This is a genomic window from Streptomyces sp. NBC_00370 (assembly GCF_036084755.1).
In the GTDB taxonomy this organism is placed as follows: Bacteria; Actinomycetota; Actinomycetes; order Streptomycetales; family Streptomycetaceae; genus Streptomyces.
Genome location: NZ_CP107968.1, coordinates 8,418,742 through 8,432,952 on the forward strand (window position 1 = coordinate 8,418,742; position 14,211 = coordinate 8,432,952).

At 68.7% G+C, this 14,211-nt stretch carries 14 protein-coding genes and 1 pseudogene; 6 read left to right on the plus strand and 9 right to left on the minus strand.

Going from position 1 to position 14,211, the window contains the following annotated elements:
• Positions 1-647 precede the first annotated feature (647 nt).
• Positions 648-746, minus strand: a pseudogene (locus OHS57_RS36795) (TetR/AcrR family transcriptional regulator); the annotation flags it as partial.
• A gap of 116 nt (positions 747-862) precedes the next feature.
• Positions 863-1,306: a MarR family winged helix-turn-helix transcriptional regulator gene (locus OHS57_RS36800; RefSeq protein WP_328584833.1), complete on the minus strand. Its 444-nt coding sequence runs from the start codon at positions 1,304-1,306 to the stop codon at positions 863-865.
• Positions 1,307-1,529: 223 nt separating this feature from the next.
• Here OHS57_RS36800 and OHS57_RS36805 point away from each other — a divergent pair, with 223 nt between their 5' ends.
• The 3 genes from OHS57_RS36805 to OHS57_RS36815 all read left to right on the plus strand — a co-directional run bounded on the left by OHS57_RS36805 (position 1,530) and on the right by OHS57_RS36815 (position 3,948).
• Positions 1,530-2,303 (plus strand): SDR family NAD(P)-dependent oxidoreductase, encoded by a 774-nt coding sequence (locus OHS57_RS36805; protein ID WP_328584834.1) that lies wholly within the window; start codon positions 1,530-1,532, stop codon positions 2,301-2,303.
• 128 nt (positions 2,304-2,431) lie between these two features.
• Positions 2,432-3,301 carry an SDR family oxidoreductase gene (locus tag OHS57_RS36810; RefSeq protein WP_328584835.1) on the plus strand — a complete coding sequence of 290 codons (870 nt, stop codon included), beginning with the start codon at positions 2,432-2,434 and terminating at the stop codon, positions 3,299-3,301.
• Positions 3,298-3,948, plus strand: coding sequence for a hemerythrin domain-containing protein (locus OHS57_RS36815; RefSeq protein ID WP_328584836.1), 651 nt, complete (start codon positions 3,298-3,300; stop codon positions 3,946-3,948). Before OHS57_RS36810 ends, OHS57_RS36815 begins: the two co-directional genes overlap by 4 nt.
• Positions 3,949-4,172: 224 nt before the next feature.
• On the opposite strand, the gene OHS57_RS36820 is transcribed toward OHS57_RS36815, so the two are convergent.
• Together OHS57_RS36820 and OHS57_RS36825 are read right to left on the minus strand one after the other, a co-directional pair.
• On the minus strand, positions 4,173-5,513 hold the full coding sequence (locus OHS57_RS36820; protein ID WP_328584837.1) for an FG-GAP repeat domain-containing protein: 1,341 nt from the start codon (positions 5,511-5,513) through the stop codon (positions 4,173-4,175).
• A gap of 307 nt (positions 5,514-5,820) precedes the next feature.
• Positions 5,821-6,924 (minus strand): DNA alkylation repair protein, encoded by a 1,104-nt coding sequence (locus tag OHS57_RS36825; RefSeq protein ID WP_328584838.1) that lies wholly within the window; start codon positions 6,922-6,924, stop codon positions 5,821-5,823.
• A 782-nt stretch (positions 6,925-7,706) separates the two neighbouring features.
• On the opposite strand from OHS57_RS36825, the gene OHS57_RS36830 reads away from it, so the two are divergent.
• The 3 genes from OHS57_RS36830 to OHS57_RS36840 all read left to right on the plus strand — a co-directional run bounded on the left by OHS57_RS36830 (position 7,707) and on the right by OHS57_RS36840 (position 9,661).
• The gene (locus OHS57_RS36830; protein ID WP_328584839.1) at positions 7,707-8,048 is read left to right on the plus strand and encodes an SCO0607 family lipoprotein; all 342 of its coding nucleotides are present in this window, start codon (positions 7,707-7,709) and stop codon (positions 8,046-8,048) included.
• A gap of 274 nt (positions 8,049-8,322) precedes the next feature.
• Positions 8,323-8,835 (plus strand): transposase, encoded by a 513-nt coding sequence (locus OHS57_RS36835; protein WP_328584840.1) that lies wholly within the window; start codon positions 8,323-8,325, stop codon positions 8,833-8,835.
• Positions 8,836-8,845: 10 nt separating this feature from the next.
• Entirely contained in the window at positions 8,846-9,661 is an 816-nt protein-coding gene (locus OHS57_RS36840) for a phosphotransferase (RefSeq protein ID WP_328584841.1), read from the plus strand.
• 5 nt (positions 9,662-9,666) lie between these two features.
• On the opposite strand, the gene OHS57_RS36845 is transcribed toward OHS57_RS36840, so the two are convergent.
• The 5 genes from OHS57_RS36845 to OHS57_RS36865 form a co-directional block, all read right to left on the minus strand.
• On the minus strand, positions 9,667-10,101 hold the full coding sequence (locus OHS57_RS36845; protein WP_328584842.1) for a VOC family protein: 435 nt from the start codon (positions 10,099-10,101) through the stop codon (positions 9,667-9,669).
• A gap of 110 nt (positions 10,102-10,211) precedes the next feature.
• On the minus strand, positions 10,212-10,964 hold the full coding sequence (locus OHS57_RS36850) for an SDR family NAD(P)-dependent oxidoreductase (RefSeq protein WP_328584843.1): 753 nt from the start codon (positions 10,962-10,964) through the stop codon (positions 10,212-10,214).
• Between the two features lie 77 nt (positions 10,965-11,041).
• The gene (locus tag OHS57_RS36855) at positions 11,042-11,473 is read right to left on the minus strand and encodes an Rrf2 family transcriptional regulator (RefSeq protein WP_328584844.1); all 432 of its coding nucleotides are present in this window, start codon (positions 11,471-11,473) and stop codon (positions 11,042-11,044) included.
• A 428-nt stretch (positions 11,474-11,901) separates the two neighbouring features.
• Complete coding sequence (locus OHS57_RS36860; RefSeq protein ID WP_328584845.1) at positions 11,902-12,396, minus strand: winged helix-turn-helix transcriptional regulator; 495 nt, start codon at positions 12,394-12,396, stop codon at positions 11,902-11,904.
• A gap of 50 nt (positions 12,397-12,446) precedes the next feature.
• The gene (locus OHS57_RS36865) at positions 12,447-14,084 is read right to left on the minus strand and encodes an MFS transporter (protein ID WP_328584846.1); all 1,638 of its coding nucleotides are present in this window, start codon (positions 14,082-14,084) and stop codon (positions 12,447-12,449) included.
• Positions 14,085-14,211 lie beyond the last annotated feature (127 nt).

The window sequence follows — 14,211 nt, forward strand, 5'->3', positions numbered from 1 at the left end:
GGCGCCGGCGAAGTCACCGTGACTTCCTGGCCTTGACCACGGTTTCCCAGCTGCCCACCCACCGGGCGATCCTCGGGGAGCCGCTGGCCACCGTCTCCCTCGGTTGATCGTTTTTGCGGTGAAGGCGGTCCTCCGGTCGGGTGAGCATCCCGTGGTTCCTACCCAGTGGGGCGGGGCCCGGGCTGCAATCTGATGCGTCATCAAGACTCTGCGTGCCTGTGTGCTGGCTTCCCTCACCGTCCAGCCTCTGCTGACTGTGATTCCCGCGCAGGCCGCCGAGATGCCGCTTGCCGACGGTGTCCGGGCCCTGCCGCTCGCCGGGGAGTCGCGGGTCCGACCGCCAGTTCGTGAGAGGTTCGCGAAGGCCTTTGGGACTACTGGAAAGCAGCAGCCGGTGCTGCGGTGGGTCTGCGATCCGGCGCCTAATCAGCCTCGGTGGCTCGTGGCGGCGTTGGCCGGGCGCCGCCACGGTCTGTGTGGGGACCGATCTGAGCGGGGAGTGCGGTCGGCGTGGAACCACTCGTGGTCGGGGGCGCCTTCCGCGATGGTGGCAAGCCACTGGCGGAAGGCGTACGGCAGTCCAACGGCGGGTGACAGCCCGCGCTCCCTCGGCAAACGGGCGCACTCATCCGGGGAAAGGGACGCGCTCACCCGGGGAAGCGACGCACCGGGCCCACCTCGACGCCGAGCAGCCGCCAGGCAGCCAGCGCCCGCCGCTCGCGCCCCTCTCGCACTGAACGAGTCAGGATCATTGACGAGATGGTCAATCAAACTGACTAGGTAGCGGTGCAGCCCAAGCCTGTGAGTACTGGCGTCTCGGCGATGCGGGATTCGGGGGCGGACGGCTCGGCGCGGCTGGGAGCTAGCGGGCGTAGGGGTCGGTGATTTCGCGGAGCTGGTCCAGGATCTGGTGCAGCAACGTGAAGTTGCGGGTGCCCAGGTAGGCCTTCCACTCCGCGAGGATCTCGTCGAGGGTCGCCGAGGCTACCTCGACCGCCCGCCGGCCGCGCTCCTCGATCACGATCAACCGGGCGCGCCCGTCCGTGGGGTCGGGGACCCGGCGGACGTAGCCGAGGCGTTCCAGTTGATCCACCAGTACGCCGGCGCTCTGTTTGCTCATCTGTGCCTGGTCGGCGAGGTCCGTGAGGCGCGAGCCGTCCGGGGCGACGCGTTGGAACACTCGGCACTGGGCGAGGGTCCAGTCGTCGAACCCGGCGTCCTGCAGGGCCCGGAACATCCGATCCTCGGTGTACCGGTACGGGATGAACAGCGACGTCCCCAGATTGACCCGCTGCTCGTCGTCCATAACCACTTTCGGCTCCGTCGCCCACCTGCATCCGCCAGGTTCACACCTTACGTCAAGGCCGACGGCCGCCGGCGGCGTTCCGGCTGCTGTTGCCATCGGTGCGGTCACGTGACTAGAGTAGTCAATGTTCCTGACTAGTGCAGAGGTCGCTTCGCTGAAGGAACGGGCGGTGCGACCCAGGGACCGTTCACATACGAAGAAGACAGAGAACGCGGGTAGCGTCATGACATCGACACCGAACCTGGCAGGCAAGCGGGTCCTGGTCACCGGAGGCAGCAGCGGAATCGGAGCCGCGATCGTGCGGCGGCTCGCCGCCCAGGGGGCCACGGTCGCGGTCAACTATCGATCCGACAAGGACGCCGCCGAAGCGCTCGTCGGCGAACTCCGCGACAGCGGGCATGCCGCGTCGGCCTTCCCGGCCGACATCGGTGACAGGGCACAGACTCACGAGCTGGTCGGTGCGGTGGTGTCCGAGTTCGGGGGCCTGGACCTGCTGGTCAGCAACGCCGGGGTCGAGCACTTCGGAGCGCTGGAAACCATCACCCAGGCCGACTTCGACCGCCTTTTTCAGACCAACGTGGCCGGGCAGCTGTTCGTCACCCAGGCTGCGGTAGCCGCGATGACCGACGGGGGCCGGATCGTGCTCAGCTCCTCGGTCAGTGCGCGCCTGGCCGTTCACCAGCACGCCCTGTACGCGGCAAGCAAGGCCGCCATCCCGGCCATGGTGCGTAATCTCGCCCCCGAGTTGGCCGAGCGGAACATCACCATCAACGCGATCGCCCCAGGTGCCATCGCCACGCGCATGGCCAACTATGCCCCCAACTATGTCCACCCCGCCCTCGCCGATGTGCCGCTTCCCGCGCTCATCCGCTCGATGAGCGCACTCGGCCGGCTGGCCCAACCTGACGAAATCGCCGCCGTGGTCGCCTTCCTGCTCTCCCCGGAGGCGTCCTTCATCACCGGCACCACCATCGAGGCCGACGGCGGCTGGAACTAACACGCCGCTCATCGCACGTGGCCGTGACGCCAGCGTTCTGAGCGTCACGCCGGCCGCCGGTGCGGCGGGTGCAGCGCCCTCTGGCGCCGTAACGCACCCACACCGAACACGCGTCGAAAGGAAACACCATGTCCATTGTCATCACCGGAGCATCAGGTCACCTGGGCCGACTCATCGTCGATCAGCTCCTCGCCGCCGGAACCCCGCCGGAGCAGATCGTGGCCACCGGCCGGGACACCGGCAAACTCACCGACCTCGCACGGAAGGGGATCACCGTGCGGCGCGCGGACTTCGCCGACCGGGGCACCCTCGACGACGCCTTCGCGGGTGCCGACGCGATGGTGCTGGTATCCACGACGACGGTGGGTGAGCGGTTCGACAACGCCCGCAACGCCATCGACGCGGCAGGCCGGGCGGGTGTCTCCCGCATGGTCTACACCAGCATCCTCAACGCCTCGACCGCGCAGATGACGCTCGCCGACGCGCATCGCCGCACCGAGGAATACCTCCGTGGCAGCGGGTTGCCGTTCGTCATCCTGCGTAACGGATGGTACCTGGAGAACTACACCGACCAGCTCCCGATGATCACCCAGTACCACGCACTGCTGGGCAGTGCGCAGAACGGGCGTGTCAGTGCCGCCGGCCGACGTGACCTCGCGGCGGTCGCGGCCGCGGTGCTGACGCAGGACGGGCACCTTGGAGCGACCTACGAACTCGGCGGAGCGCCCTTCACACTGACCGAACTCGCCACCACGTTCAGCGATGTCCTGGGCACCCCCATCGCCTATCAGGACATGCCGGTCGCCGATTACACCGCGATGTTGGCGGGTGCGGGGCTGCCTCCGGAGATGGCCGCCTCAGTGGCTGACGCCGATGCCGGGCTGGCACGCGGAGAGCTGTTCACCGACAGCGACGACTTGGTCAAGCTCCTCGGCCGGCCGGCCACCACGGCGCGTGAAGCCGTCCAGAACGCCGTGAGCGTCGAGGAGGCACGGTGAATGCTTCGGGGCCCGGCGTCGACACCCATGAGATGGTGCTGATCCATCGCGTCCTGCGGCGAGAGTTCGGTCAGCTTCCCCGGTTGTTCCGCGCCGCAGCCGGTGACCGCGCGCGATCCAGGGTCATCGGTGCGCACGCCCGGGAGATGCTGACTTTCCTCCACACGCACCACACCGGTGAGGACGAGCTGCTCTTTCCGCTGCTGCGTGAGCGGGCTGCCCTCGACCCCGAGCTGATGGACCGGATGGACGCGCAGCACGCGCAGGTCGACGACGCCGTCACAGCGGTCGACGCGGAGTTGCCTGCGTGGACGGCGAGCGCGGACGCTGCCGCGGGCGAGCGAATGGCCGCGCGCATCGACACCATGATGCCGACACTGATCGAGCACCTGGCCGAGGAGGAGCAGGACATACTGCCGATCGTCGCCATCACACTGACGCAGCGCGAATGGGACGCCCTCGGCAAGCACGGCATGCGCGCGATCCCCCTCACACGGAGGCTCGTCATCCTCGGCCACATCACCGAGGAAACCGATGACGCGGAACGGCGAAGGTTCATGAAGGTCGTGCCGGCCCCCGCTCGTGTGGCCTACAAGCTGATCGGCCACCGCCAGTTCACCCGCGAAACCACCGCGATTCGCGGCTGAGCCGCGCCGCAACCCGGCGCCACACCGCCGAACCTTCGCAAGCAACTCGCCGAGCGCGGTGCGCCCCACCAGGCTACGTCGATGGTGCCGGCGAAATCGCCGGCACCATCGGTGTGCCATGACCACAGAGAAGGCCGGCCTGTGCGGCCTGTGCAAAGCACTCAAGCCGGAGCGCAGGCCCCGGCGGGCGTGTCACGGCCTGGCCCCGGGACCACACTCATGTGCTACGCACCTCGGTTCTTGCCGGAGGCGAGCGGGAAGGATGCCTTGTCGCGGTCCGTACCGTCGGTGATCCACCATCTGTCGCCGCCGAGAAGGGCCATTTCCGCGCGGCCGTCGCCGTCCCAGTCGTTGACGGCGAAGAGCGTGCCGTCGAGGGGGCCGTCTTCACCCGGCGTGGAGCGCTTGGTGGCGCGCCAGGGCTTCGACCCGAGCCCGTGCTCCGAGCCGCCCCGCAGCACCTCGATCCGTGCGTCCCCCGCCTCCTTCTTCTTGGTGAGCTGTACGGCCAGGTCGTCGCAGCCGTCGCCGTTGAAGTCTTCGGCGGCGAGTCTGGTGCCGAAGCCCTCCTTGAAGCCGCCGCCGTCCATGGTGACCCACGTCCCCGGCTCCTTCCCGTAACGGACGCTGACCTGGCCTCGCCGGTGGGGTGTGACGTCCTCGTCGTAGCTGTCGACGAAGCTCCGCCCGATGGCGACATCCTGGCGCCCGTCGCCGTCGAAGTCCCCGAAGACGACGTTCTCGCCCTCCGGCAGCCGCACTGGGTCCTTGCTCAAGCCGCCGGCGGTACGGGCACCGCCGGTGAACAGCAGGGGCGGATCCCACGGAGAGCCGTAGAGCACGAGATCGGTGGCCCGGTCGTCGTTCGCGTCCCCAGCGACCAGTACGGGTGTCGCCCCCTCGTGGACCGGGCTGGGGATCTGCACGATCCGGGCGGCGGCGCCGGAGCGCTTGAACGGTCCCTTGATGACGACCAGTTCCCGGTTCTCGTTCGAGTCCTTGAAGACCGCGAGATCGGTGTGGCCGTCCCCGTCGAAGTCGCCTGCGACCGGCGCGGTGTGGTAGCCGCTGCCCGGCAGTGGGAGGCGCACGTGTGGTCCGCCGGCCTGCGGGCCCTTGGGACCTCCCCACAGGACACTGGCCGCGCTGCTGATGACGAAATCGGCGTGGCCGTCCTCGTCCAGGTCGGCGACCGTGGGCTGCCACGGGTCGTCGCCCGTCTGGATGTGATCCGGCACACCGAGGTCGTGGCGTGTGAGTGCGGTCGTACGGTCGTGGTCCGGGCCGTGTTCGGAGCCGGGAACGACTATCAGGTCGAAGTTCTCCGTGTCGACGTTCTCGTACACCAGATCGGCGAAGCCGTCCCCGTCGAGGTCGGGGGTCGCGGGTGTGTCATCGCGCGCTGAATCGGCTGCCAGACAGGGGCTGTTGGGCACCGAGCGCCCGCCGTCGGACGGCCGGAGGACGAGAAACGCCACCACGGCCACCACTATGAGGGAGACCGGCACAGCGTGCCACATGCGCAGGTGGCGGAAGTGCCGACCGGCTGCCGTTGGAAAGTGCATCAGCCCACTGCACGGGAGTGGACATGGCCCGCACAAGGAAGTTGATCGTTTTGTTACGGGGGTGATGCACGACGGTCCTGCCCACCCGCGTTCCTGGCCACGGGTGGGTACGACGGTGAGCCAGGACTCCTTTCCGGCCGGCCTCCGCGTCGACCGCGTACCCCCGCGGGCTTCGATCTGGATGAGCCACGCGAGCGACGGCCCTCGCCAGGCGAAGCCGCCGGCTGGGCCACAGCACATCCCGCCGGCCGCAGCCCACACGCCGCGTCGTACTGGTGCTGCGGGACGTGCTGGGGAGGTCTTTTGTTCAGGGCGCCTCGAGTTCCAGCTTCGCCGTGTCCGAGGCGACTCCGTTGACCTGGAGGGCGATGGCGTGCGGGCCCGGGTGGTAGCGGCGGGTGGTGATGGGGCGGAAGGAGTGCTCGCGGCTGACCTTCATCGTTTCGCCCGGGGACAGGGTGCGGGTGGTGAGTTTGAATGTCTTGGCGCTCTGTGAGCCGTTGGCCTTGTGGTGGTGGACCACGTAGTCGATCGCCAGCCGGGCCGGCTCGGTGCCGGTGTTGCGGATGGTGGCGGTGAAGCGGATGCTGCCGCCGAACGGCACGCTGGTGCGGTCGAGCAGGGGCCCGTCGATCTCTACCGTCGCGGGGGCGAAGCCGAGCAGTTCGAGGGCGCCGGGGTGGCCGCGTTTGACGAGGGTGCGCAGTCCGTGGCGCACCAGCTGGGCCGTGGTGGGGGCGGGGGCGCCGAGCCAGCGGCCGGCGGTGGCCACGGTGAGGTCGGCCTCGTCGCGGCTCAGGTCGTTGAGGTGGTTGGCGACCGACCGCCGGACGTAATCGCTCTCGTCCCTGTAGAGGGCGTCGAGGACGGGCACCGTGGCGCCGGGGCGGGCGGTCAGGGCCGGGATCCGGATGGCCCAGGGAAGGTAGGGCCGGGTGCCCTCCGAGGCGAGGCGGCGCACGTCGCCGTCGGGGGACGCCGTCCACCCGGCGATGATCCCGAGCGCGCGGTCCAGGTCGTGCCGCAGCAGGACCCGTAGCGCGAATTCAGAGGTCAGGAGACCGGTGAGTTCCGCCAGGAGTGCCATCGCGTCGTCGAAGGCGGCACCGGTCTCCTCGGCGACGGCCTTCGTGGCCAACGCGCTGGTGACCGGCCAGATCAGCCATCCGCTGAACGCCGGCCCGCTGTCCCGGGCGGCTCGCACGACGCGCGCCAACTCGGCGTAGTCCCCGGTCACGTCCGTGAGCAGCGCGTCCCGCAGCAGGTCGGCCCGCTCGCGCAGCGACAGAGGGCCGAGCCGCCCTGCGGCCGCCCGCAACGAGGGGAGTTCGGCACCTGAAAGAACCGCGCGAAGGGTCTCGGTCAGGGTCCGTGCGGTCTGGGCGCTGATCAGTTGGTCAGCGAAGGGCATGATCGTCACTTCCGGCTGGTTCGGGGCGCGTGATTTCCCAATGTAGACCGCAGCGCACAACAGCCGTGTGACGCCATGGTCGGTCCAGCCGCGGGCGGATAGTCCTGCGAGCTCCGCCGCTTCCCCAGCTGACCGTGCCACCGGCCCCGAGAACCGCGAGGTTCCCGGCCGACCGCAGGTGGACCTGGTCGACAAGCATGGTGCTGCGGAGCGCGTTGGCTGACCCGGTTACGGAGCCGCAGGCGTCCTGGGCCGCGCGCCGGATCAACTCCGCACTGGGTAGGCCGTACCGGTGGGGTCGAGGGTGTTCGATCCACCGCAGATGTGGCGCCAGGGGCCGGAGTTCTGGACTTGCGGCGACACTTGGTACGGGTAGGCATCCGTCCCGCGGGGAGGGTGGGAGCCCGGAACGAAGTGGCGAGGTCGGCCTACCCGAGGAGCGAGGGGAACTCCGACTGGGACGCCTGTTCCCGCGTCCTCTTCGAGGATCACGACGTGCTGATGCTGCTCGACAACTCCTTCAACGGTGACGAGCGCCCGGGCCAAGTGCCACCCGGCGATCTCCAGTTCGCTGTGGACGACGGGGCGCGGTGGGGAACGAAACCACCACGGCATCTCTGCCCTTCGCAACGAACGAGGTAGTAGACCCGGCTGCCGGGATGGGGGTGCGGTCACCCCAGCATGTTGAGCATCCCGTCCGGCCTTTCTGAGTACGGGTACTCACGGCGCGGCAGCCCCTCAACGGCGAGGGTAGGGGCACACCGAGCGACTGGAGAGAACCAATGGCCACGCCCCGCATCAACCGACCCGCCTCCGCCCTCAGATCCGGACGGGTCCGCGTCGTCGCGGCCGCCCTCGTGAGCGCCGCCGCAGTCGGTGTCCTCACCGGTTGCGCCGGCCTCGAATACAAGGAGGCCATTTGCAGCCACGGCGAGTACCCCGCCCTGGCGGTGGGCGGTACGGGATCGGCCTGCTTCTCGGACAAGGAAGAGCCCTCGGCGGGATACGTGCGGTACCCCACGGGCAAGGTGCCCAAGCAGGTCGACGACAAGTGGGACGTGTACTGGAACACCCACACCCTCGACAAGGACGGCAAGATCATCACCGCCCCGGACGCGAGCTGACCGGAAGGGCCACTCGCAGACCTACTGATCGTTTCGTAGAGAGTTCGGAGTCACCTCAAGCCGATGATGCTGCAGGCGAGTTGGAGCACTCCCAGGTGAAGGTCGGCGCGTATCGCGGATTCGCCGTCTGCGACAACAGGGCAGTACTCACCCGCCGCGACCACAACAAGCGGTCCGTTGAACTCATACGTGCCGCGCTCAACGGCACCTGCCCCAGTCCGGGCTTGCACGGGATGCGGTGGCCCGCGTGTCCCGGTTCCGGGGAGCGACTTCTATGCCGTGTCTGACCGCCCGGCGAGATGAACTGTTCGAGCTCGCGGACGCGGTGCTGTGCACGGGCGGCCCGGTGAAGTGCCCGGTGGATCTGACGCTCACCCCTGAACATCGGCGTGGTCACGGCGGGATGTACGGCGGCCTGAACAAGGGGCGCATCGACGTCGAACAGCTGCGGACTGTGCTGGGAGCACGTGCTTCTACGGCTCGTCATGCTCGGCAGTCACACCTACCCGCAGGCCGCCGCCCTCGTCGGCGTCCCCGCTCAGACGCGCGCGCCCGTTCACGCACCCTGGCCACGCCTGTGAGCCGGCATGTTCACCGAACATCGAGCGAGTGTCGTGCCGCAGCCTTGGGGAGCCGTTGGCGGGGCACCAGGAAGCGTGGCAGCGCCGTGAGCGCTATGGGGGTCATAGATCACGGCGCTGCCACCTTTCCCGTGTGCCGGTGCGGTGGCCCGCCAAGCTCGAAGCGCCTGCCGGAACGATCCCAACCAGCGTCGACCTCCCGATAGCGTGATCGACATGACAGCTGAGGACGGGGCGGCACAGGGCGAAGCACTCGACGGCGGCATGATGAACGCAGGCGCGGTCTTTCATCGGGGTTCCCTGGTGGAACGCCCGGCGCCGCCTGCTGCGCGCGCCCTTCACGCCCACCTCCGCGCGCTTGAGGAGCACGGCTTCGACGGGGCTCCGTCCCCGCTCCAGCTCACAGCGGACGGCCGCGAGCAGCTGACCTACATCCCCGGCGACGTTGCCCTGCCGCCGTTTCCCCGCTGGGCGATGACGGAGTCCGCTCTGAGTTCGGTGGGAGGCCTGCTGCGACGCTTGCACGACGCCAGCGTGGCCATCACCGTGGACACCCTTGCCCCCTGGCCCCAGGCTCTGGCCGACCCGGAGGGAGGAACGATGCTGTGCCACAACGACGTGTGCCCGGAGAACGTTGTCTTCCGCGACGGCTGCGCGACGGCCCTGATCGATTTCGATCTGGCAGCGCCCGGGCGACCGCTGTGGGACCTCGCCATGACCGCCCGCTATTGGGTCCCCATGCTCGACCCCGCGTCTGCGGCAGTCCTCCACCCCGCCGGGTTGGATGCTCCGATGCGACTGCGAATCCTCGCCGACAGCTACGGACTTGCCTCGCAAGACCGCGCTGAACTGCCCGGCATCATCGAACAGGCCACCGCAACTTGCCGGACCTTCGTCGCCGACCGAGTGAGCGTTGGCGACTGTGTCTACACACAGGTGCTGTCCGAGCGTGGTGGTTGGCAACGGTGGGACCGCATCCAGGACTGGCTTGTGGACCACCGCGAGATCTTCACGGCCACCTTGCTGGACTGAGTATCTCAGTCGATACAGAATTCGTTCCCCTCGATGTCCAGCATGGGGATACACGATTCGTTTTCCTCATCGGCGTACAGCGTTTGCACGTGGGTGGCGCCGAGCGCGACCAGTCGCGCGCACTCGGCTTCGAGCGTGGCGAGGCGTTCGTCCCCCACGAGCCCGGTGCCGACCCGGACGTCGAGATGCACCCGGTTCTTAACGATCTTTCCTTCGGGGATGCGCTGGAAGTACAGGCGCGGGCCCGCGCCTGTGGGATCACTGCAGGCGGACCATGAGCCCTGCTTCTCAGGAGGCAGGGTGCGGTTGAAATCGTCCCAGGTGGTGAAGCCCTCCGGCGGAGGCGGTAGGACGTACCCCAACACCTCGCACCAGAAACGAGCGAGACGCTCAGGTTCTGCGCAGTCAAAGGTGACTTGGAACTTCTTGATCGCTGACATCGGCGCACCGTACCGCGCGCCGGGGGGACCTCGCAGCTCGGTTCCCCAGGCGGATCCGCCCCCCCACACGTCGATCCGCTCGGCGAACACGGTGGTGCGGCTTCGGTGTCTCAGACCTGGACCAGTCCGCCGTCGACGAAGAATTCGGCTCCGGTGATGAAGGAGCTTTCGTCGCCGGCGAGGAAAGCGGCGAGTGCGGCGACTTCCTCCGGGCGTCCGACGCGGCCCAGGGGGACCTTCGCGCTGAATGCCTCTTCGACCTGCTCGTCGCCGATCCCCATCTCGGCCGCGAGTCCGTCGATTCCGGGCGTGCGGATGGGGCCGGGGATCATCACGTTGACCCGTACCCCGCGCGGTGCCAGTTCGGCTGCCCAGGTGCGGCCCAGGCTGCGGATGGCCGCCTTGGACGCGGCGTACAGGCCCAGCCCTTCGCCGCCCTCGCTCGCGCTGGTGGAGCCCAGCAGGATGACGGAGGCCTTCGGGGCGAGCAGGGGGAGTGCCTTCTGGACGGTGAGCAGTGTGCCCTTCACGTTGATGTCGAAGGTCCGGGTGAACTGGTCCTCGGTGGCCTCTTCGAGGCGGGAGAAGTTCCCGACTCCGGCGTTGGCCACCACGACGTCCAGTTGGTGGCCGCTCTGCCGGATGACGTCGAAGAGGCGGTCGAGATCGGCCGCGTCCGAGCTGTCGCAGGGTACGGCCACCGCTTGCGGTCCGATCTCCTTCGCCACGGTCTGCAGTTCTGTCGCACGCCGGCCGGTCAGGTAGACGCGGGCGCCGTCGTCGGCGAAGCGCTGGGCGATGCCCCGTCCGATGCCGCTCGACGCGCCGGTCACCAGTACGGTCCTGCCGTTGTTCTCGGTCATGACGTTCACCTGACTTTGAGGTAACTGTATTGGTTACATTTAGGCCCGCCGAAACCGCACGCAGGTCGCGCGCGGTTTCAGGGGGTCGCGAGAGTGTCGCTCAGTACTACGGCGAGAGTGGTGGCCGCCAGCTCGGCGCGGAGTGTTTCCTCCAGCCGGCCGTAGACGTTCCCGAGGGCGGGCTGGATTCCGGCCCCCACGACGCAGTCCGGGTTGGGCTCCGCGTGGTGCATACCGAACAGAGGGCCTGATTCGATCGCGTCGTACACGTCGAGCATGGTGATGTCCGCGAGGTCGCGGGTGAGCGTCCAGCCCGCCCCGGCGCCGCGCCTGGATTCCACCAGCCCGGCTGCCCGGAGTTGCCCGAGCAGTCTGCGGATCACCACGGGGTTGGTGCCGGCGCTGTCCGCGATCTGCTCCGAGGTGGCGACCTCGAAACCGCGGCTCCGATAGAGGCCGATCCACGTCACGGCGTGCACCGCCACTGTCAGCCTGCTGTTCGCGCTCATCGCACCTCCTCGCTGTCGTAACTACTTCCATTACAACATACTCGTCGTGCGGCCTCGCGGCGAGCGGCGCGGCAAGCCGGACGGAGCTTGCGGAGCCGTCAGGCCGCCAGCACGGCCTTTTATCGCCTGGCGTCACACGCCCTGTACCTCGCCGCTTGACATACCTGCGGCAACGACGGGTAACTCGGCGTGGGGGGCACCAGAGGAGTTGAGCCGGATCCCAGATGCCGACAGCAGCTGTACCGCACCGCGCGCGACGGGCTGGGACCACATTCACCCGAGGCTGAGTCGCGCTCGACCTGGATCGGCCATAACGGCGAACTCCCTCGTCGAGGGCACGTTGATTTGCCTGGAAATCGCTCGCCTGCCTGGCGGCAACGAGCGGGCGTGCTACGGGACGTAGATCCCGGGCGCCCGGCCGTCAGGAGTCAGGACATCCGCTCGGCGGCGGCGCGGTTCGGGTCCCGTACCGCGACGCAGTCGGCGGCGGCGACATCGTGACCGGCGGAGCAGCGCGTCACCGAGTGGACCTCGGCCCCGCAGTCCTTGTGCATGAAGCGCCAAGGGGCCTTGTGGCCGTCGGAGACCCAGGTCTCGCCCCAGTCGCGCAGCGACATGATGGCGGTGAAGAAGTCCTGGCCCTTCTCGGTGAGTTGGTACTCGTAGCGCTTGCGCTGGCCGGGCTCCTGGTACGGCACCTTCTCCAGGAATCCTGACGTGGTCAGATCCTTCAGGCGCGCCGCCGTGGCGGCTTCGCCGATGCCCACGCGCTCGGTGAAGTCCTGGAACCGGCGGGTGCCGAAGAAGGCCTCCCGGATGATGAGCAGGGACGAGCGGGTGCCGACCGCATCGAACGTCCGGGACACCGGGCAGTTGGCCAGGGCCTGGGCCTGTACGTCTCGGCCCTTCGACAGATCGTCCATATCGCGAGCGTACCTCCCTGACTATGCCCGCCCAAAGCCACTGGTGGCCACTATCCGTCGGTCCGGTCTGGGGCGGTGCTCACCGGGCCGTCGCTGCTCGCCGGGGACAGGGTGGGCGCACCCGCCACCCGGTGGCGGACGAAGAACGCGGCGGGAACGGCGGCGATCAGCAACACCACACCGCCGACGAGCAATCCTCGGTGCACGGCGTCGGTGAACGCCTCCGGCACCGCCTGCGCGACGGTCCTGGCCACGGACGCGGGCAGTTCCGCTCCGCCGCCTCCGTGTGAGGCGCCGGCCACGATCGTGTCGGCGGCGGAGCCGGGTATCCCGGCGTCGACGAGCCGGTGGTGGAGGTTGTCGGGGAAGTGCGTCGTGACGATGGTGCCCAGCACGCTGGGGCCGAGGACACTGCCGAGCTGGCGGGCCATGTTGATGGCCGAGGCCGCCATGCCGGCCTGCAGCGCGGGGACGCTGCTGACCGCGGCGGCCGATGACGGGGCGATCAGCAGACCCCCGCCGATACCGGTCACGAGCAGCCCCGGCCACATCGCCCCGTATCCGTCGAACGGGCCGGTCTCCAGCAGAATGAGGGCGCCCGCACCCATGAACACCAGGCCGGCGGTGAGAAGCACGGTGAAGCCGAGCCTGCGCACCAGGCGTGGCGCGATGGCGCTGACGGCGACGAAGGTGCCGAACAGGATCAGCATCCGCACGCCGACCTCAAGTGTGGTGTCCTGCCTGGCACGTTGCATGTAGAGCACGCTGAGCAGGGCGACACCGACGAATCCGAACATGGCCGTCGCCGCGATCCCCATCACGGCGCTGAACGAGGCGCTGCGGAAGAGGCGCAGGTCGAGCATCGGGTCGTGGTGGCGCAGTTCCACGCGCACGAAGAGGCTCGCAGAGACGACGAAGACCGCGTACATGGCGATGATCGGCGGCTCGGCGTAGCCCGTCGAACCGCCCTGGATGATCGCATAGGTGGCGGAAGCCAGCGTCAGAGTGCCGAGCAGCACGCCGGCCGGATCGAGCCGGCGCGAGGGGTGCTTGCTCTCGTGCACGAAGAACGGGGCGAGTACGGCGGCCGCGACTCCGATCAGCAGATTGGTGAGGTAGACGGCGTGCCACGAGAAGTGCTCCAGCAGCACACCGGCGATCAGGGGCCCGACGGCGAGACCAAGACCCGAGCAGGCGGCCCAGGCGCTGATCGCGGTGGTCCGCTCGTTCGGATCGGTGAAGGTGGTGGTCACGATCGTGAGGCTGGACGGCAGGACGGCGGCCCCGCCCACGCCCATGACGATCTGTGCGGCGATGAGTGCGCCGGAGCTGTCGGCGACGAAGGCCAGCAGGCTGCCGACGGTGAAGACGGCCGCGCCTGAGATGAAGGTCCGCCGCCGGCCGAACAGGTCGCCGAGGGTGCCCGCCGACATGACCAGGCTGACCACTGCCAGGCTGTACGCGCTGGTCAGCCAGACGAGCGTGCCGGGCGAGATATGCAGGTCGTCCTGGATGCGGCCGAGCGCCGAGATGGTGCCGGTGATGTTGACGAACGCCATCATGACGCCGAGGCACACCACGATCAGGCCCAGCCACCGGCGGGGGACGCGCCCTCCTTCGGCAGTGACGGGCGTGCGTGGGGCGGTCCGGGGTCCCGGTATGACCGATCTCTGACTACGTATAGGCATAGCCAGGACCGTAGCAGGCTGACTGCGCAACGCGAAAGTCAGGAGCGGTCGACGGTCGCCCGCTGGAACACGGCGCCCGCCGCTGCCTGTTCGGATCGAACGGGCAGCGGCGGGCGCGAGGCGGCAC

Bases quoted from the DNA above. Each gene is read 5' to 3' on its own strand.
- OHS57_RS36845 (WP_328584842.1), bottom strand. From the start codon at position 10,101: ATGTCAGCGATCAAGAAGTTCCAAGTCACCTTTGACTGCGCAGAACCT.
- OHS57_RS36865 (WP_328584846.1), bottom strand. From the start codon at position 14,084: ATGCCTATACGTAGTCAGAGATCGGTCATACCGGGACCCCGGACCGCC.
- OHS57_RS36830 (WP_328584839.1), top strand. From the start codon at position 7,707: ATGGCCACGCCCCGCATCAACCGACCCGCCTCCGCCCTCAGATCCGGA.
- OHS57_RS36840 (WP_328584841.1), top strand. From the start codon at position 8,846: ATGACAGCTGAGGACGGGGCGGCACAGGGCGAAGCACTCGACGGCGGC.
- OHS57_RS36805 (WP_328584834.1), top strand. From the start codon at position 1,530: ATGACATCGACACCGAACCTGGCAGGCAAGCGGGTCCTGGTCACCGGA.
- OHS57_RS36800 (WP_328584833.1), bottom strand. From the start codon at position 1,306: ATGGACGACGAGCAGCGGGTCAATCTGGGGACGTCGCTGTTCATCCCG.
- OHS57_RS36860 (WP_328584845.1), bottom strand. From the start codon at position 12,396: ATGGACGATCTGTCGAAGGGCCGAGACGTACAGGCCCAGGCCCTGGCC.
- OHS57_RS36855 (WP_328584844.1), bottom strand. From the start codon at position 11,473: ATGAGCGCGAACAGCAGGCTGACAGTGGCGGTGCACGCCGTGACGTGG.
- OHS57_RS36810 (WP_328584835.1), top strand. From the start codon at position 2,432: ATGTCCATTGTCATCACCGGAGCATCAGGTCACCTGGGCCGACTCATC.
- OHS57_RS36850 (WP_328584843.1), bottom strand. From the start codon at position 10,964: ATGACCGAGAACAACGGCAGGACCGTACTGGTGACCGGCGCGTCGAGC.
- OHS57_RS36835 (WP_328584840.1), top strand. From the start codon at position 8,323: ATGCCGTGTCTGACCGCCCGGCGAGATGAACTGTTCGAGCTCGCGGAC.
- OHS57_RS36820 (WP_328584837.1), bottom strand. From the start codon at position 5,513: ATGCACTTTCCAACGGCAGCCGGTCGGCACTTCCGCCACCTGCGCATG.
- OHS57_RS36825 (WP_328584838.1), bottom strand. From the start codon at position 6,924: ATGCCCTTCGCTGACCAACTGATCAGCGCCCAGACCGCACGGACCCTG.